At 58.3% G+C, this 18,178-nt stretch carries 17 protein-coding genes (1 of these 17 cut by a window edge); 8 read left to right on the plus strand and 9 right to left on the minus strand.

From position 1 onward, the window contains the following. The first annotated feature begins 6 nt into the window (after positions 1-6). Both ACSQ3H_RS24965 and ACSQ3H_RS24970 read left to right on the plus strand, forming a co-directional pair. Positions 7-933 carry a carbohydrate ABC transporter permease gene (locus tag ACSQ3H_RS24965; protein WP_436119809.1) on the plus strand — a complete coding sequence of 309 codons (927 nt, stop codon included), beginning with the start codon at positions 7-9 and terminating at the stop codon, positions 931-933. A gap of 11 nt (positions 934-944) precedes the next feature. Further along, positions 945-1,763, plus strand: a complete 819-nt coding sequence (locus tag ACSQ3H_RS24970; RefSeq protein ID WP_436119810.1) for a carbohydrate ABC transporter permease — start codon at positions 945-947, stop codon at positions 1,761-1,763. Between the two features lie 6 nt (positions 1,764-1,769). Here the strand turns inward: ACSQ3H_RS24970 and ACSQ3H_RS24975 are convergent, their stop codons facing one another. The 8 genes from ACSQ3H_RS24975 to ACSQ3H_RS25010 all read right to left on the minus strand — a co-directional run bounded on the left by ACSQ3H_RS24975 (position 1,770) and on the right by ACSQ3H_RS25010 (position 9,767). Continuing rightward, positions 1,770-2,519: a ferredoxin reductase gene (locus ACSQ3H_RS24975; protein ID WP_436119811.1), complete on the minus strand. Its 750-nt coding sequence runs from the start codon at positions 2,517-2,519 to the stop codon at positions 1,770-1,772. A 2-nt stretch (positions 2,520-2,521) separates the two neighbouring features. Next, complete coding sequence (locus ACSQ3H_RS24980; protein ID WP_436119812.1) at positions 2,522-3,127, minus strand: sulfite oxidase-like oxidoreductase; 606 nt, start codon at positions 3,125-3,127, stop codon at positions 2,522-2,524. 63 nt (positions 3,128-3,190) lie between these two features. Next, positions 3,191-4,618 (minus strand): gamma-aminobutyraldehyde dehydrogenase, encoded by a 1,428-nt coding sequence (locus ACSQ3H_RS24985; RefSeq protein WP_436119813.1) that lies wholly within the window; start codon positions 4,616-4,618, stop codon positions 3,191-3,193. Positions 4,619-4,640: 22 nt separating this feature from the next. Further along, the gene (locus ACSQ3H_RS24990; RefSeq protein WP_436119814.1) at positions 4,641-5,456 is read right to left on the minus strand and encodes an ABC transporter permease; all 816 of its coding nucleotides are present in this window, start codon (positions 5,454-5,456) and stop codon (positions 4,641-4,643) included. Continuing rightward, positions 5,446-6,399, minus strand: a complete 954-nt coding sequence (locus ACSQ3H_RS24995) for an ABC transporter permease (protein ID WP_436119815.1) — start codon at positions 6,397-6,399, stop codon at positions 5,446-5,448. Before ACSQ3H_RS24995 ends, ACSQ3H_RS24990 begins: the two co-directional genes overlap by 11 nt. Continuing rightward, positions 6,396-7,397: an ABC transporter ATP-binding protein gene (locus ACSQ3H_RS25000; RefSeq protein ID WP_436119816.1), complete on the minus strand. Its 1,002-nt coding sequence runs from the start codon at positions 7,395-7,397 to the stop codon at positions 6,396-6,398. Before ACSQ3H_RS25000 ends, ACSQ3H_RS24995 begins: the two co-directional genes overlap by 4 nt. Before the next feature lie 183 nt (positions 7,398-7,580). Then, a complete protein-coding gene (locus ACSQ3H_RS25005; RefSeq protein WP_436119817.1) occupies positions 7,581-8,741 on the minus strand; it encodes an ABC transporter substrate-binding protein in 1,161 nt (386 codons plus the stop codon). Positions 8,742-8,858: 117 nt separating this feature from the next. After that, on the minus strand, positions 8,859-9,767 hold the full coding sequence (locus ACSQ3H_RS25010; protein ID WP_436119818.1) for a LysR family transcriptional regulator: 909 nt from the start codon (positions 9,765-9,767) through the stop codon (positions 8,859-8,861). 209 nt (positions 9,768-9,976) lie between these two features. Between ACSQ3H_RS25010 and ACSQ3H_RS25015 the strand changes: the two genes are divergently transcribed. Further along, complete coding sequence (locus ACSQ3H_RS25015; protein ID WP_436119819.1) at positions 9,977-10,741, plus strand: FadR/GntR family transcriptional regulator; 765 nt, start codon at positions 9,977-9,979, stop codon at positions 10,739-10,741. 252 nt (positions 10,742-10,993) lie between these two features. On the opposite strand, the gene araD1 is transcribed toward ACSQ3H_RS25015, so the two are convergent. Beyond that, the gene (gene araD1, locus ACSQ3H_RS25020) at positions 10,994-11,986 is read right to left on the minus strand and encodes an AraD1 family protein (protein ID WP_436119820.1); all 993 of its coding nucleotides are present in this window, start codon (positions 11,984-11,986) and stop codon (positions 10,994-10,996) included. A 312-nt stretch (positions 11,987-12,298) separates the two neighbouring features. Between araD1 and chvE the strand changes: the two genes are divergently transcribed. From chvE to ACSQ3H_RS25045, 5 genes are all read left to right on the plus strand, one after another. Then, on the plus strand, positions 12,299-13,312 hold the full coding sequence (gene chvE, locus ACSQ3H_RS25025; RefSeq protein WP_436120001.1) for a multiple monosaccharide ABC transporter substrate-binding protein: 1,014 nt from the start codon (positions 12,299-12,301) through the stop codon (positions 13,310-13,312). Between the two features lie 167 nt (positions 13,313-13,479). After that, complete coding sequence (gene mmsA / locus ACSQ3H_RS25030; protein ID WP_436119821.1) at positions 13,480-15,009, plus strand: multiple monosaccharide ABC transporter ATP-binding protein; 1,530 nt, start codon at positions 13,480-13,482, stop codon at positions 15,007-15,009. Next, positions 15,006-16,205 carry a multiple monosaccharide ABC transporter permease gene (gene mmsB, locus ACSQ3H_RS25035; protein WP_436119822.1) on the plus strand — a complete coding sequence of 400 codons (1,200 nt, stop codon included), beginning with the start codon at positions 15,006-15,008 and terminating at the stop codon, positions 16,203-16,205. The genes mmsA and mmsB overlap by 4 nt, the downstream gene beginning before the upstream one ends. Positions 16,206-16,350: 145 nt before the next feature. Further along, a complete protein-coding gene (locus ACSQ3H_RS25040; protein ID WP_436119823.1) occupies positions 16,351-17,721 on the plus strand; it encodes an aminotransferase family protein in 1,371 nt (456 codons plus the stop codon). 10 nt (positions 17,722-17,731) lie between these two features. Next, positions 17,732-18,178, plus strand: partial view of a 3-keto-5-aminohexanoate cleavage protein gene (locus ACSQ3H_RS25045; RefSeq protein ID WP_436119824.1) — the 5' end (the start) only. It continues 486 nt past the right edge of the window; only the first 447 of its 933 coding nucleotides appear in the window; it begins with the start codon at positions 17,732-17,734; its stop codon lies off the right edge, out of view.

An 18,178-nucleotide genomic window follows, 5' to 3' on the forward strand; every position in this document is an offset into this window, starting at 1 on the left:
TAGCACATGACAATTACCGCCTCGACCGTGACCGAGAACAAACGAAATGCCAAGGTGATTACCGGTGATGGCCGGCTGACGCCGAGCTATTGGCCGTTCGTCGTTCCGGCATTGGTCATCGTCGTGGCGGTGATTGTTTTTCCTTGGGTGTTCACCCTGTGGATGAGCGTCAATGAATGGCATCTTGGCGGGGAAAAGAGCTTCGTCGGTTTTGCCAACTTTGCCCGCCTTGCCGGCGATGCCCGGTTCTGGCAGTCGATGTGGCACACAGTGGTCTACACAGTTTTGTCCGTCGTGGCGCCGCTGTTTCTCGGCACGATCGCTGCCCTCGTATTCGATAGCAAACTACCAATGCGCGGGCTTTTACGCGGCATATTCGTCATGCCGATGATGGCGACACCCGTTGCGGTCGCGCTTGTCTGGACCATGATGTACCACCCGCAGCTCGGGGTTCTCAACTATCTGTTGTCATTGGTCGGAATCGGCCCGCAGGAGTGGATATTCAACCAGAGCACCGTGATCCCGTCGCTGGTGCTGGTCGAAACCTGGCAATGGACACCGCTGGTCATGCTGATCGTCCTTGGCGGTCTCGCTGCCATGCCGCGCGATCCATTCGAGAGCGCCGAGATCGACGGTGCCAATGGCTGGCAGAAATTCCGCTACATCACCTTTCCTATGATCCTGCCGTTCATGATGGTTGCCGTGATCATTCGCTCCATCGATGCGCTGAAAAGCTTCGACATCATCTTCGCCATGACGCAAGGGGGCCCCGGTACGGCCTCGGAGACGATCAACATCTATCTCTACAATGTCGCCTTCGCTTACTACGACATTGGCTACGGTTCGGCCATCGCCGTCGTCTTCTTCATCGTCATCATCACCATGTCGCTCGCGTTGCTGCATCTGCGCCAGCGGACAAAGTGGAACAGCTGAGGGACGAGAAAATGCTGCTTCGCAAACTGTTGAGATGGTCTGGCACCGCCTTCATCGTCTTCATCATCGTCTCGCCGGCGATCTTCTTCTTTCTGTGGATGCTGTCGCTCTCGCTGAAATACGAGATCGACAATGGCGCCTATCCGCCGATCTTCATTCCGGAACAGTTTGCCTGGTCGAACTATAGCGATATCTTCGCCACCAATGACTTCCTGCATTATTTCTGGAACAGCCTTCTGGTGACCGGAAGCGCGACAATCCTGGCGCTGCTGGTGGGTGTGCCTGCCGGCTACGGCATCGCCCGCCTGCGGGCCGACAAGTCGGCAATCGTCATCATGATCGCCCGCATGACGCCGGGCCTTTCCTATTTGATCCCGTTGTTCCTGCTGTTCCAGACCCTGGGCCTGCTCGGTACGCTGTGGCCGCAGATCATCATCCATCTGGTGGTGACGGTGCCTATCGTGATCTGGATCATGATCGGCTATTTCGAGACGACACCGATTGAACTCGAAGAAGCCGCGATGATCGACGGCGCGACCTCGTGGCAAGTGTTCCGTCTGGTGGCACTGCCGATCGCCAAGCCAGGTGTCGTCGTGGCGCTGATTCTGGCGGTTATCTTTTCGTGGAATAATTTCGTCTTCGGTATCGTGCTGGCCAGCCGCGAAACACGAACGCTTCCCGTGGCGGTCTACAACATGCTGTCCTTCGAACAGGTCAGTTGGGGACCGCTTGCGGCCGCAGCCTTCGTGGTGACGCTGCCGGTGCTGCTGCTCACCGTCTTCGCCCAACGGCAGATCATTGCCGGGCTGACCGCCGGTGCCGTGAAATAGATAGAGCTAGACGCCGTAGCGCTCGGTGCGGACGATCCCGGCGGGAACATCCGCCGCAATCAGCGCATCGGCCGCGGCGGTGACGAAGGCATTCGATCCGCAGACGAAGACTTCTTTCGGCGGCGAAGGCATGCGGGCAAGCACGTCCGCAATCATTGCCGGGTCGATGCGCCTTGTGTAGTCGCTTTCCTGCGATAGCGGCTCGCGCGTCAGCGTCAAGACCAGATCGAAGCCATTGCCGGACTGTTTGAACGCCAGCAATTCGTCGTGGAAAATCAGTTCTTCCGACGTGCGGGCGGAATAGAGCAGCAGAATGGGCGCCAGTGATTGTTGCGCGGCGCGGTGGCGGATCATCGATACAAGCGGTACCACGCCTGAGCCGCCACCGATCAACAGGATCGGCGCGCCATCCTCGACGGTCCAGATGAAATGCCCGCCGATGGGACCGCGAAGCTCGATCTCGTCGCCTATCGTCGCGACATCATGGAAGAAGGCTGACACCTCGCCGTCGTCCAGCCGTTCGATGGCGAGTTCGATGATCTCGCCCTGTTCCGGCGTCGAGGCGATCGAATAGCTGCGCTGCGTCTGATAGCCGTCAGGCGCGCTCAAGCGCACATCGACGTGCTGGCCCGGCCGATAGGCGAGGGGCTGGGATGGCTGGAGGAAGAAGCTCACGACGCGCGGCGTCTGCCTGACGATTTCGGTGATGGTTGCGCGCTGCCATTCCGCCTTCGCAGCAAGTGCCGGATTTTGCATATTCAGTCGCCGGTGTAGCGTTGTTCGCGCCACGGATCGCCATAGATGTGATAGCCGCGCAATTCCCAGAAGCCCGGCTCGTCACGCGTGGTGAACTGCAGGCCATTGATCCACTTTGCCGATTTCCAGAAATAGAGATGCGGCACGAGCAGGCGAGCCGGACCGCCGTGATCGGCCGTCAGCGGCTTGCCATTATAGAACGTGGCGATCATCGCCTTGCCAGCAATGAGATCCTTGACCGGAACGTTGGTCGCATAGCCATCGAAGGAATGCGCAAGTGTAAACTCCGTCGGCGGCTCGATGCCGGCCTCGGCGAAAATATCGTCGATCAGCACACCCTGCCACGGCGTATCGAGCTTCGACCAAGCGGTGACGCAATGGATATCCCGGGTGAACTTCGTTTGCGGCAGCGCATTGAATTCGGCCCAGTTCCACTTGACGAGCGGCTTCGGCCCATCCTTGAGCGTGAAGGACCAATCCTCGGTGCGGACCCTCGGCGTCGGGCCTGCCGACAGGACGGGAAAGTCGTCAGTCAGCGATTGGCCCGGCGGGATACGATCAGAGATTTCCGGCGGTTGCCGCCGGCCGGTGAAGCCGCGTGTCGTCATGATTGTGCACTCCTAGAGCCTCATACAACCACAAAGGTCTGCCGCGGCCAAGACCGGAGCCGGTCAACCATGGTTGATCATGATGTGGCGCACCGCCGTGTAATCCTCAAGCGCATAGACCGACATATCCTTGCCGTAGCCCGATTGCTTGACGCCGCCATGCGGCATTTCATTGGTCAGCATGAAGTGCGTATTGATCCAGGTGCAGCCATATTGCAGGCGCGACGCGGCTTTCATCGCCTTGGAAATATCCTGCGTCCAGACCGAGGAGGCGAGGCCGTAATCGCTGTCATTGGCCCAGGCGACGGCCTGATCATCATCCTTGAAGCGCGTCACCGAGACAACCGGACCGAACACTTCGCGGCGGACGATTTCGTCTTCCTGCGTTGCCCCTGCGACCACGGTGGGCTGGAAGAAGAAGCCATCCTTGCTGCCGGCGGCACCGCCAGTGGTGATCTCGATATGCTTCTGCTCGGTTGCACGCTCGACGAAGCTCGCGACACGGTCGCGTTGACGGCCAGAGATCAAAGGCCCGATTTCGTTGACGGTATCGTCGGCGTCATTGTAGCGGATGGTCGAGACGGCGGAGGTAAGGTCGGCGACCAGCTTTTCGTAGATTCCGTCCTGCGCATAGATGCGGCAGGCCGCGGTGCAATCCTGTCCGGCGTTGTAGTAGCCGAAGGTGCGGATGCCGTTGACCACTGCTTCGAGATCGGCGTCATTATAGACAAGCACGGGCGCCTTGCCGCCCAGCTCGAGATGCGTGCGCTTGACCGTCTTGGCCGCCGCCTGCAGCACTTTCTTGCCGGTGGCGATATCGCCGGTGATCGAAACCATGCCGATCTTCGGGTGGTTGATCAGTGCATTGCCGACGGTCTCGCCGCGTCCGAGAATGACGTTGACCACACCCTCGGGAAGGATACCCGCCAGCAGGCGCGCCATTTTCAGCGCGGTCAGCGGCGTCTGTTCGGACGGCTTGAACACGACCGTGTTGCCGCCGGCGATGGCAGGTGCGAGCTTCCACGCCATCATCATCAGCGGGTAGTTCCATGGGGCGATGGAGCCGATAATGCCGATGGCATCGCGGCGGATCATCGAGGTATGGCCCGGCAGATATTCGCCCGCGACCGGAGAGGTGAGGGTGCGCACGGCTCCGGCGAAGAAACGCCAGCAATCGATGATCGCCGGGAGTTCGTCATTGCGCACGGCATTGATTGGCTTGCCGCAGTTCAGGGCTTCCAGCGCGGCGAAATCATCCGCATGTTTCTCGATGGCATCGGCGATCCTCAAGAGATAACCCGAGCGCTCGGCAGGTGTGGTACGCGACCATGTGGAAAAGGCTTTTTCCGCCGCATCGACAGCGGCATCGATCTGGCCATGGGAAGCCTCGGCGAGGTCGATGATCTTTGTGCCGGTCTTCGGGTTGAGCACGTGCTCCTCCGCTTCCGTTCCGGCTTCGAACTTTGAACCGATCAGCAGTTTCGTATCCATGACATGTTCTCCCGTATTTAGATCATTTGCCTGAGCCGGCGATCTGGTCGCCGTCACGTGTGAGGTAGTAGGCGCCGAGGATCGGCAGGAAAGTCACGATCACCACGACCATGGCAACAACGTTGGTGACAGGTCTTTGGCGTGGACGGATCAATTCCTGCAGCATCCAGATCGGCAGGGTCGATTGCTGTCCGCTGGTGAAGGTGGTGACGATGACTTCATCGAAGGACAGCGCGAAAGCGAGCATGCCGCCCGCAAGCAGCGCGGTGCCGATATTCGGCAGGATGATGTGCCGGAATGTCTGGAAGCCGTTGGCGCCGAGATCCATCGAGGCTTCCATCAACGAGCCGGACACACGGCGGAAGCGCGCGACGGCATTGTTGTAGACAACGACGATGCAGAAGGTCGCGTGACCAAGGACGATCGTCCAGAACGAGAAGGGGATATCGGCGAGGCTGAACGCCGAACGCAAGGCGATACCGGTGATGATACCGGGGAGGGCGATTGGCAGGATGACCAGCAGCGATATGGTTTCGCGTCCGAAAAAGCGCGTCTGGCTGACGGCGGCGGCGCAAAGCGTGCCGAGAACCAGCGCGATAGCCGTCGAGATCGAGGCGACGCGCACTGAGAGCGACAAGGCCTGCCAGACATCCGGCCTGTCCCATGTCACCGCGAACCATTTCAGAGTCAGACCGGGTGGCGGGAACTGATAGCTCTTTTCCTCGGTGGTGAAGGCGTAGAGGAAGATCAGCAGCAGTGGCAGATGCAGGAAGAGCAACCCGCCGGCAGCGGCGATCTTCAGGCCCAGAGGTGCGGAATTGGATTTGTCAGAGCGCATCGAAGGCTCCCATTCTCCGCGCCATCCATAGATACAGGCCCATGATGACGATGGGCACCACGGTAAAGGCGGCGGCCAGCGGGATATTGCCCGCCGTACCCTGCTGGGCGTACACCGCCTGGCCGATGAACAGCCGCGATGAGCCGATGATCTGCGGAATGATGTAGTCGCCGAGCGTCAGCGAGAAGGTGAAGATCGATCCGGCGACGATACCGGGGAGGGCAAGGGGAAACAGCACATGGCGGAAAGTCTGTTGTGGCGTGCCGCCAAGATCCGACGATGCTTCGATGAGATTGACCGGGACACGCTCGAGCGCTGCCTGGATCGGCAGGATCATGAACGGCATCCAGACATAGACGAAGACGATGAAGGTGCCGGTGTAACTCACCGACAGTGAATTGCCGCCGATAACCGGGAGCGAAAGCCATGCGTCGAGCAGCCATAGGAGATTCAGCTTGGTCACGAGCCAGGTAAGAATGCCTTCCTTGGCGAGGATGAGTTTCCACGCGTAGATCTTGACGAGATAGCTGGACCAGAGCGGCAGCATGACGCCGAGATAGAAGATCGCTTTCCATTTTCCCCTGGCGTAGCGGGCTGCATAATAGGCGATCGGGAAGGCGATGACCGCCGAAAACAATGTCACGATCGCAGCCATCAATATGGTGCGGACGATGATGTCGAAATTGGCATCGTTCAGCAACTGCCTGTAAGTCGCAAGCGTGAACTGGTAATTGATCAGGCCGGAATAATCGTCGATCGAGAAGAAGCTTTGCAGCAGCAGCGCGAGAAGCGAACCGAGGTAGATGATGCCGAGCCAGAGCAGCGGGGGCCCGAGCAGAATGGTGAGAAACACATGCGGATGCTTCCACAGGAAGTCCGAGATGCGGCCGGCCAGACTGCCGCGATCGGTCTGGATGGCTGGTTGCTGAACTATGGCGCTCATGACGCCGTCTCCATCAAATGCAGGTCGGCGCGATCGAAACTGAGCGTCACCGGATTGCCCTCGGCGGGAATGGATGTCGCTGCCGGGCTCATGACGTTGATCTTGGTGCCGTTGACGCTGACCAGAACGCGATTTGCTGCCCCGAGGAAGCTGCGCGACAGGACAGTGCCATCAAGGACGAGCTTGCCATTACCGCTTCGGCCCAGCGAGATTGCCTCGGGTCGCAAGCTGGCAAATTGCGGTGCTGCACCGAGTTGCGACACGAACTCCGGCGGCAGGATATTTGACGAACCGACAAAATCGGCGACAAAGCGCGTTCTCGGCTGCTTGTAGACTTCTTCCGGCGTACCGAGCTGTTGAATCTTGCCCTCATTGAACACGGCGATGCGATCAGCCATCGACAGGGCTTCGCCTTGGTCATGGGTGACAAAAACAAAGGTGATGCCGAGGGACTTCTGCAGGGATTTGAGTTCCTCCTGCATCTGCTCGCGCAACTTCAGATCGAGTGCGCCGAGCGGCTCGTCCAGAAGCAGAACTTTCGGTTTGTTGACCAGGGCCCGGGCCAATGCCACACGCTGGCGCTGACCACCGGAAAGCTGGCCCGGACGGCGCGTGCCATAGCCCGGCAGTTTGACCATGGCGAGCGCGTCTTCCGCTGCCTTGCGCCGTTCTTCCTTGCCGACGCCCTTGACCATCAGGCCATAGGCGACATTGTCGAGAATGCTCAAGTGCGGAAACAGCGCATAGTCCTGAAATACCGTGTTGACGCTACGCCGATAGGGCGGCACGCCTTCCGCCGTCTCGCCGAAAATTTCGATATGGCCGCCGGTAGGCTGTTCGAACCCCGCCATCAGCCGCAGGCAGGTGGTCTTGCCCGAGCCCGACGGGCCGAGCATGGCAAAGAACTCACCCTCGGCAACCGCAAGATCGACGGCGTCCACGGCGCGCACGGCACCGAAATGACGCGATACGTTTTCGAACAGCACGGCAGCGGTCATGGCTTGCTCCGGATGATCCACCTCTAACCCTCCCCCTTGTGGGGAGGGACGGACCGCAGGTCCGGAGAGGGGTATTAAAAGTAAGCTAACGGTGCAAGGTAGAGCATTTCAAAAAGGCCCCTCCCTGCTGCTTCGCAGCCTCCCTCCCCACAAGGGGGAGGGTAGGGAGCGCAACTGCAAAATTCAGCGCCCGCCGATCACGCCAATATAATCCGACACCCAGCGATGATAGGGCACGCATTCGCTCTGGGTTTCGCACTTCGATACCGGCGTTCTCCAGAACTTGACCTTGTCGAAGTCATTGTAGCCATTGGTGCCGCAGCCTTCGTCGGTCAAGAGTTCGTTGCCCTTGCAGGCTGCTCCAACCGAAGGATTGGCGCCGAACCAGGCCGAGACGTCACCCTGTACCTTGGGCGAGAGCGAATGTTCCATCCACATATAGGCGCAGTTCGGATGCTTGCTGTCGACGTGCAACATGGTTGTGTCGGCCCAGCCTGTCGCTCCTTCTTCGGGAACGACGGAGGCGATAGGCTTTTTCTCTGCCTTCAACAGATTGACCTGGAACGGCCATGAGCCGGAGGCGACAACGCCTTCGTTCTTGAAGTCGTCGACCTGGATCATCGCATCGTGCCAGTAGCGGCCAGCCAGGGTCCGCTGCACGCGCAGGATGCCGAGAGCGGCCTTGTACTGGTCTTCGTTGAGTTCGTACGGGCTCTTGATGCCAAGCTCCGGCTTGTGGAACATCAGGTAGTTGGCAGCGTCGGCGATATGGATCGGACCGTCATAGGCCTGGATACGGCCCTTGTTCGACTTGCCATCCGGCAGTTTCATTTCCTCGAACACGACGTTCCAGCTGGTCGGCGCCTTGTCCTTGAAGGCTTCGGTATTGTACATCAGCACATTCGGACCCCAGACATAGGGCACGCCATAATGAACGCCCTTGGCGGTGTGCCAGGGCGCGTTCTGCATGCGTTCGTCGAGAGTCTTCCAGCTCTTGATGAGGTCGGTATTGATCGGCTGGACGCGCTTGCCAGCAACGAGACGCAGCGACGCGTCTCCGGATGCGGTGACGAGATCGAAGTCGCCTTCGTTCATGAGCGCGACCATCTCGTCAGACGTTGCAGCGGTCTTTACGCTGACCTTGCAGCCGGTTTCCTTCTCGAAGCCTGTGACCCAATCGTAAGCCTTGTCGGTATCGCCACGTTCGATGTAGCCCGGCCACGCGACGATGGAGAGTTCGCCTTCACCCTTGCCGATTTCCTTCAGAGCTTCCTGGGCAAGGACCTGTGTGGTGAAGGCGAGGGAAAGTGTAAGCGCAGTGCAGGATTTCAAAAACTGCTTCATCTCAATTCTCCCGTTTGGGCCGTATTTTCACGGCATATGTTCCCGGAAGAAAAGTGCCTCTATTTCTCCGCATTCGCAAATTCATTTATCAGAAGGGCGGTATCGGAAATTCCGATATCACCTTCCGCGTCCACTGCGCAAAGCCTCGGCGATGCCGACGAAATCGCGCGCCGCCTGCGGCAGGCTGGAACCCTTGCGCCAGACCATGCCGACCTGCACCACGGGGAGGGCGCCGGAAACATCGCGGCTTTCGATGCGGTCGCCTTCAAGTGACCAGGGGCGATAGACGAGGTCGGGCAACAGTGCGATCCCGGCGCCCGTGGCAACAAGACTGCGTACGGCTTCTACAGAGCGCGTGCGGAAGGCGACATGCGGACGCGCGCCGAGAGCGGTCAGGAGTTTGCCGGTGTTCTCCTCGATTTCATCGACGGTGAGCATGATCAGCGGCTCCCTGACGATATCATTGATCGAGATGATATCCGCACTGACCAAGGGATGACCGAGTGGCAGCCACAATCTGTAAGGTGAGGTTTCGATGATCTCCGCTTGCAATGCCATGCGGTCGCGCAGATTGGAAATGACCATGACCGCCACGTCGAGTTCGCCACCGACCAGCAGATGTTCCAGATAGGAGCCGTTGTCTTCAATGGCGCTGACCTCAACGCCTGGCGAAGCGCGGCGGAAACGGGCAAGGAGGTCGGACAGGACATAGCCGGCGACGAGCGAAGTAACCCCCAAATGCAGTTTGCCGGCCTGCTTCGGCACCTCTTCTGAAAATGAGCGGCGGGCATCGGAGACATCGGCGAGGATCTTGGTTGCGTGACGCAGGAACTGGTGGCCATTATAGGTAATATCGAGGCCGCGCGGATGGCGCTCAAAGAGTTCGACACCGAGATCGCTTTCGAGTTCCTTCACCGCCTCGGTGATCGACGACTGCGAAATCGACAGGTTTTGCGCCGCGCGGGTGATTGAACCCTGTTCCGCGACGGCGACGAAATACTGCAATTGCCTGATTGTGAACGCCATGCGCCGAGTTAATAGGCGGAGGTGTGGCTTGGCAAGCAGCCGGGTGAAGACATGGTTGCGCAATATTGCCGATTGTTAATGATATTATTATATTATAAATAGGATCAAGAAGTGGGGGAGCGCGCTGGGAGGCCGTGCCGTTTGCGACTTTGGCGACGGTTTTGTCTGGTTAAATTCCCCACCCACGCAAGCAATTAGCAGGCAAGCATTTGGCAGGCAACCAGCTCACCAACTACGATTTCCGCACGGCGGGCCAAGCGCGAACGCATCATGGCCACGTCATGCGCGATCTCGGGCTAAAGATAATAAACGGCGTCTACCCGGAGAATAGTATCCTGCCGGGTGACGCGGAATTGCTGGAGCGCTTCGGCGTTTCACGAACCGTGCTGCGCGAGGCCTTGAAGACGCTCGCCGCCAAGGGTTTGATCCAGCCGAAAGCCAAGATCGGCACGCGGGTGCTGGAACGTTCCCACTGGAACCTCTTCGATCCGGATATCCTGGTCTGGCATTTCGAGGCGGGGGCTAGCGCGCATTTCCTGTCGAGCATCGTCGAGATGCGGCTGGCGCTTGAGCCGGAGGCAGCGGGCCTTGCCGCGCTGCGCCGGACCGATGCCCAGCTCGATGATCTGTTCCATTGGGTCGAGAAAATGGGGAACGCACGCGAATCGGCGGCGGATTTCGTCTATAGCGATCTGCAGTTTCACATCGGGATTGCCGAGGCTTCCGGCAATCCGTTCATGCGCTCAATCAGCGCGCTGATCGAAGTGGCGCTGGTGACAACCTTCACCATCAGTTCGCCCATACCCAATTCCGAAAGCCACGTGCGCTCGGTTGCACGCCATGCAGCGATCGCCGAAGCGATCAAGGCACGTAACGTCGAGGCGGCGAAGCAAGCCATGCGCGTGGTGATAGAAGAGGGCGCCGAGAGGGTGCTGACTGCCGGGCGAACCGCAGCTAGAGCCTTTCCTGCTTAAATAGAATCGTTCTGCCGGAGGGAATTCGTGGGCAAGGGCAAGGGATTTGGCGAGGCCGATGCCCTCCCATCGGACGAGGCCGAAGCCCGATGGATTTGACCCGAATTCACCCGGCCCTTCGGGTTTCCGGCTGGCGGACAACCACTTTGTCATGCGGCTTCGTCCGATGGATAACATCGGCCTCGCCACCTTCCTAGTGGATTGTCTCGCAATCCGGGAAACAGAACTGTTTCTATTTAAGCATGAAAGGCTCTAGAGCGTAGTAACCTTGACTTTCGCAGGCTTCTCGACCTTCAGCGGATTACGCAGCGGCAAACCGAAGGCGGGCGCTTCGATCTCGAAGACATCGCCGTTCTCAGCCTTGATACCATCCGCAAAGGAAAGCGTCGCCGTGCCGAACATGTGCACGTGGATGTCGCCAGGCTGGCGGAACACCGCATATTTGAAATGATGATGCTCGAGATTGGCGATGGTGTGGGACATGTTGTCTTCACCCGAAAGGAAAGGCTTTTCCCATATGGTCTTGTTTTTGCGCAGAATACGCGAAGCGCCACGAATGTCGGAAGGCAGATCGCCAAGGATCAGCTCGGGGCCGACCGAGCATGGCCGCAGTTTCGAATGGGCAAGGTAAAGATAGTTCACCCGCTCCATGACATGATCGGAAAACTCGTTGGCTAGCGCAAAGCCGATGCGGAAAGGCGAGCCGTCGGGGCCAATCACATAGATACCCGCAATCTCCGGCTCTTCGCCAGCATCGTCGGCAAAGGCCGGGGAGATGAGCGGCTGGCCGGGGGCGGTCAGCACGGAACCATTGCCCTTGTAGAACCACTCGGGCTGGACGCCGGTTTGGCCCTTCTTCGGCTTGCCGTTTTCGAGCCCCATGCGGAACATCTTCATCGAATCGGTCAGCGTCTCTTCCTTGGCCTCGCCGACCTTGCGATGCATCGCATCGCGCGTCGCGGCAGATCCAAGATGGGTGAGGCCGGTGCCGGTGAGGTGGATATGCGCAGAATCGTGTGTGTCGATGGGGGGAAGCAGGCGGCCTTCCGTATAGGCAGCCGCAACATCGATTTTCTTGCCAAGGCCGCGATTTTCGACAATCTCCGCTATGCTCGCTTTCGCATCGATCGCCGCATGGGCGAGTTCCAGCACAGAACGCGTGCGCTTGACATGGCGGAATTCCTCACCGACGCGTGCGGCGACCTGCCGCTTTCCATTGGCATTCGTCAATTGGACCAGATTCAAGACTTCCTCCCGATATATCAGATATGTGGGGTAGCGTTATAGGCTGGCGATTCGGTATCGTCCAGCGGCTCTTTTCAAAAAATATTATAATAGTATTATATGGTTCCATGGGTTTTTCACAACACGGCGAAAGTCCTATTCCAAAAGTCATACTTTTGCGATAGATGTTGGAAAGACCCGCTCTGGGAGGACTGGTCCGGTGCTTAAAAAGTCGGTCGAGGCCGCTCAAAGCATCGGGCATGATTGGAAACTGGGAGGATACAAGTGAAGATACTCAATCTATTTGCCGCGGGATTGATCGCACTGGGTGCGATGGGTACGCAAGGTTTTGCCCAGGAGAAGGGCTCCGTCGGTATCTCAATGCCGACCAAATCCTCGGCACGCTGGATTGCCGATGGTGACAACATGGTGAAGGCGCTGAAAGAACGCGGCTACACCACCGATCTGCAATATGCGGAAGACGATATTCCAAACCAGCTGGCGCAGATCGAGAACATGGTCACCAAGGGCGTCAAGGTCCTCGTGATCGCAGCGATCGACGGCACCACGCTTTCGAACGTACTGCAGCAGGCGCACGATGCCGGCATCAAGGTCATTTCCTATGACCGCCTGATCCGCGACACACCGAATGTCGACTACTACACGACCTTCGACAATTTCCAGGTCGGCGTTCTGCAGGCAAGCTCGCTCGTCAAGGCGCTTGGCCTTCCGGATGCGAAGGGCCCGTTCAACATCGAGCTGTTCGGTGGTTCGCCTGACGATAACAACGCCTTCTTCTTCTACAATGGCGCCATGTCCGTCCTGCAGCCTCTGATCGACAGCGGCAAGCTTGTCGTCCAGTCCGGCCAGATGGGCATGGACAAGGTCGGCACGCTGCGTTGGGATGGTGCCGTTGCGCAGGCGCGCATGGATAACCTCCTGTCGGCCTATTATACCGACAAGAAGGTGAATGCCGTTCTTTCACCCTATGATGGTCTGTCGATCGGTATCCTCTCGTCGCTGCGCGGCGTAGGTTACGGCACCGCCGACCAGCCATTCCCGTTCGTTTCCGGACAGGACGCGGAAGTACCATCGGTCAAGTCGATCATCGCCGGTGAGCAGTATTCCACAATCTACAAGGACACGCGCGAACTGGCGAAGGTTACGTCCGACGTCATCGACAAGGTCCTGAAAGGCGAGGAGCCGGAAGTTAACGACACCAAGACCTACAATAATGGTGTCAAGGTTGTTCCGTCCTACCTGTTGAAGCCTGTCGAAGTCGACAAGACCAATTGGAAAGAAATCCTGATTGGCGGCGGCTATTATACGGAAGACCAGATCAAGTAGGTCTTTGACCAATGACGAACCCTGCGCTCACCGCGCAGGGTTCGTTGCCATGTCGGCTCTCCGAATGATGTTTTCGGTGGCGCAAGAACGCAGAGCCAAATATAAATTGCAGAAGGAAACGACGCCACAGCAGGCGATTTTGCTGCAGAGCGTCGGTGAGGATATCGATGGAAACCATCCTCGAAATGCGCAACATCACCAAGATTTTCCCTGGGGTGAAGGCGCTCAACAATGTCAATCTCGATGTTCGCAAAGGCGAAATTCACGCTCTGGTGGGCGAGAATGGCGCGGGCAAATCAACCCTGATGAAGGTGCTGAGCGGCGTCTATCCGCATGGCAGCTATGAGGGCGAAATTTTCTATAATGGCCATGAGCAGCACTTCCGCGGTATCAGCGACAGTGAAAAGCAGGGCATCATCATCATTCACCAGGAGCTGGCGCTGGTTCCGCTTCTGTCGATTGCCGAGAACATCTTCCTTGGCAACGAACCGGCAAAATTCGGCATTATCGATTGGCATGTTGCGGAAAACCGAACGCGCGAACTCCTCGCCAAGGTTGGCTTGAAGGAAGACCCGCTGACATTGATTACCAATCTTGGCGTTGGCAAGCAGCAGCTGGTGGAAATTGCCAAGGCTCTGTCGAAGGATGTCGAGCTTCTGATTCTCGACGAGCCGACGGCGAGCCTCAACGAGAAAGACAGCGATGCATTGCTGGCGCTGCTGCTGGAGTTCAAGGCCCACGGCATTTCGTCCATCCTGATTTCGCACAAACTCAACGAAGTCGGTAAGGTTGCCGACCGCATCACCGTGCTGCGCGATGGCGCGACGATCGAGACGCTGGACAAGCAGGATATCTCCGAAGACCGGATCGTCACGTCGATGGTCGGCCGTCAGCTGGCAGATCGTTTTCCGCAGCGCGAACCCGACATTGGCGAGGTGGTGTTCGAGGTGAAGGACTGGGTCGTCCATCACCATATCCACAGTGAGCGCACCGTCATCAATAGTATCAACCTCAACGTCCGCAAAGGTGAAGTCGTCGGCATCGCCGGGCTGATGGGCGCTGGCCGCACCGAATTCGCCATGAGCGTTTTCGGCAAGGCATACGGGCGGAACATCAGTGGCGAGGTCTTCATCAATGGCAAGAAGGTTGACGTCTCGACTATCGGCAAGGCCATCGACAACGGGATTGCCTACGTCACCGAAGACCGCAAGACCTACGGCCTCAACCTGATCGACCACATCAAGCACAATACCACGATCGCCAATCTCGATGGCGTTTCGCACAATGGTGTCCTTGATGACATGGCTGAACTGAAGGTGGCGAATGAATATCGCCGCAAGACCAATATCCGTTCCTCGAGCATCTATCAGAAGACCGGCAATCTCTCCGGCGGCAACCAGCAAAAAGTCGTTCTGTCAAAATGGTTGTTCGCCAATCCGGACCTCTTGATCCTCGACGAGCCGACACGCGGCATCGACGTCGGCGCGAAATATGAAATCTATACGATCATCAACCAACTGGTAAGCGAAGGCAAAAGCGTGCTGATGATCTCGTCGGAAATGCCAGAGCTGCTCGGCGTCTGCGACCGGATCTATGTGATGAACCAGGGCAGGCTCGTCGGCGAAATGCCGGCCAGCGAAGCCAGCCAGGAAAAAATCATGCGCGCCATTATCCGTGCCGAAGGGAAAGCATCATGACCATTGAAACCGCAGCAACCCAAGGGAAAAAAGACCTCAAGACTGAGGGGTCCGCGCTGAAAGGCAATTACCGCGAATATGGCCTGGTACTCGCCTTGATCCTCATCATGATCTTCTTCCAGTACACAACCAGCGGCGTTTTGTTCAAGCCGGTCAACCTGACCAATCTGGTTCTGCAGAACAGTTATATCATCATCATGGCACTCGGCATGCTGCTGGTGATCGTGGCCGGACACATCGACTTGTCGGTAGGCTCGGTTTCGGGATTTATCGGCGGCCTTGCTGCAGTGATGATGGTCCAATGGCATATTCACTATATTCCTGCAGCGATTCTCTGCCTGATCATGGGTGGCGCAATTGGAGCCGCGCAGGGGTATTGGATTGCCTACCACAAAATCCCGTCCTTCATCGTCACGCTGGCGGGCATGCTCGTCTTCCGCGGCCTCGCCCTCTGGCTGCTGGGCGGCCAGTCCGTAGGGCCATTTCCACCGCAGTTCCAGCTCTTGAGCTCGGGTTTTATCCCCGACCTTTTTGCCAATCCGGGGTTCAACATCACCTCGATGCTCGTTGGCATCCTGCTTGTCGCATTGATGATTTATTTCAGCATCCGCGGTCGTGCCAAGCGCGAGAAGCATGGCTATGAGGGCGAACCCTTTGCGCTGTTCATATCCAAAAATCTGATCATCGGCGGCATCATCCTGTTTCTGACCTATCTGCTTTCGTCGTATAAAGGATTGCCGAACGTCCTGGTCGTCATGTCGCTGTTGATCGCGCTTTTCGTCTTCGTGACCAAGCGCATGACAGTCGGGCGCCGCATCTATGCCATGGGCGGCAATGAGAAGGCAGCGAAACTATCCGGCATCAAGACTGAGCGTCTGACCTTCCTGACCTTCGTCAACATGGGTGTTCTGGCTGCTCTCGCCGGGCTGATCTTTGCTGCCCGCCTAAACACCGCGACGCCAAAGGCGGGCCTTGGCTTCGAGCTCGACGTGATTGCGGCGGTGTTCATCGGCGGGGCATCGGCCATGGGCGGTGTCGGCCAGGTCATGGGCGCTGTTATCGGCGCCTTCATCATGGGCGTGATGAACAACGGCATGTCAATCATGGGTGTCAACATCGATTGGCAGCAGGTGATCAAGGGTCTCGTTCTGCTCGCCGCCGTCATTTTCGACGTCTACAACAAGAACAAGGCTTGAGGCCCATTTCACTTTGTCGTTGATCGGCCTCGCCTTACAAGGCGGGGCCGATTGCTTTGGTCATCTGCGAATTCCATTTTGACTCTCCATCGGCGTAATGCATCAATGCCGCGCGAACCAAAAATCAGCAGCGGACTTCTCATCCATGGATAACGCCAAGCCGGCCTCAGACAATCGCGCTTCGTCGCATCTGTTCTACCAGTCGCGATTGCGCCGTCCGCTGGTTGATCGCGCCGAGGGTATCTATCTCTGGGACCAGGATAGCAACCGCTTCATCGACGGTTCGAGCGGCGCAATGGTGGTCAATATCGGTCACGGCAATCGCCACGTCATCGACACGATGAAAAAGCAGATGGACAAGGTGACCTTCGCCTACCGCCTGCATTTCGAGAACGAGCCCGCCGAAGATCTGGCACGGCGGATTTCCGGCTACATGCCGGAGGGCATGGACAAGGTGTTCTTCGTCTCGGGCGGTTCCGAAGCAGTGGAATCCTGCCTCAAGCTTGCCCGGCAATACGCGGTGACGATTGGCCAGAACCAGCGGTGGAAAGTCATTTCGCGCTTTCCCTCCTATCATGGCGCCACACTCGGTGCGCTTGCGGCCACGGGCTATGCCGCGCTGACCGATCCCTTCACGGCGATGATGAAGGAGATGCCGAAAATACCGGCGCCGACGGCCTATCTCGACCGCGATAATTTCTCGATGGAAGAGCGCGGCCTGCGCTATGCCGACAGATTGGAGGAAGCCCTTCTCGCGGAAGGACCCGAATCCGTGCTCGCCTTCATCATGGAGCCGATCGGCGGTGCATCGACCGGCGCACTCGTCGCCCCGGACAGCTATTACGCGCGCATCCGCGAGATTTGCGACCGCTACGGCGTGCTGCTGATCCATGACGAGGTGATGAGCGGCGTCGGGCGTACCGGTAAATTCCTCGGCGGCGATCATTGGAACTGCAAGCCCGATCTGATCGCCTTGTCGAAGGGCTTCGGTTCCGGCTACAGCCCGCTTGGCGCCATGGTCGCGCCGTCGCGCATGGTGCAGCCGGTTCTCGATGCCGGTGGTTTTCAGCACGGCTATACTTATGCCGGTAATCCGCTCGCCTGTGCGGCCGGCGGTGCCGTGCTCGACGAGATCGAGCGGCTGGATCTGATGGGCAATGCCGCTGCGATGGGGGATCTACTGAAAGACGAGCTGATCACATTGTCGAAGCGCTTTCCCTTCATCGGCGATGTGCGCGGCAAGGGCCTGCTGCTGGCGGCGGAATTCGTGGAGGACACGGCGACGATGAAACCCCTGCCGAAGGAGAAGAATGCCTTCCAGCGGGTCATCGATATTGCCTATGACAAAGGTCTCATCATCTATTCGCGCCGCACACGAGGCGGAGTGGAGGGAGACCATTTCCTCGTCTGTCCGCCGATGATCGTCACGCAAAAGCAGATTGGCGAGATAGTCGCCATCCTTGGCGATGCGCTGCAGGACCTTGCCAGCGAACTCGACCTGCCGGTGAACGGCTGAGGGAACATCCATGGCCAAGCGAAAAGTCATCATCACTTGCGCCATCACCGGTTCCGTGCACACGCCGACGATGAGCCCCTATTTGCCAGTGACGCCGGACGAGATCGCTGCGGAAGCCATTGCCGCCGCACAGGCTGGCGCGTCAATCCTGCATCTGCATGCGCGCGACCCGCAGACGGGCAGGCCATCCGCCGATCCGGACGTGTTCATGCAGTTCCTGCCGCGCATCAAGCAGGCGACCGACGCGGTGATCAATATCTCGACAGGCGGCAGTTCGCTGATGACGCTGGACGACCGGCTTGCCGCTGCCATGCGGGCTGAACCGGAAATGTGTTCTCTCAACATGGGTTCGATGAATTTCGGCCTCTATCCGGCGCTCGACCGCTATGCGGAATGGAAGCATGAATGGGAACCGCAGCTGCTGGAAGCAACGCGCAGCTCGATCTTCAAGAACACG

Origin of the sequence: Phyllobacterium sp. LjRoot231 (assembly GCF_964253365.1) — a bacterium.
Classification (GTDB): domain Bacteria; phylum Pseudomonadota; class Alphaproteobacteria; order Rhizobiales; family Rhizobiaceae; genus Phyllobacterium.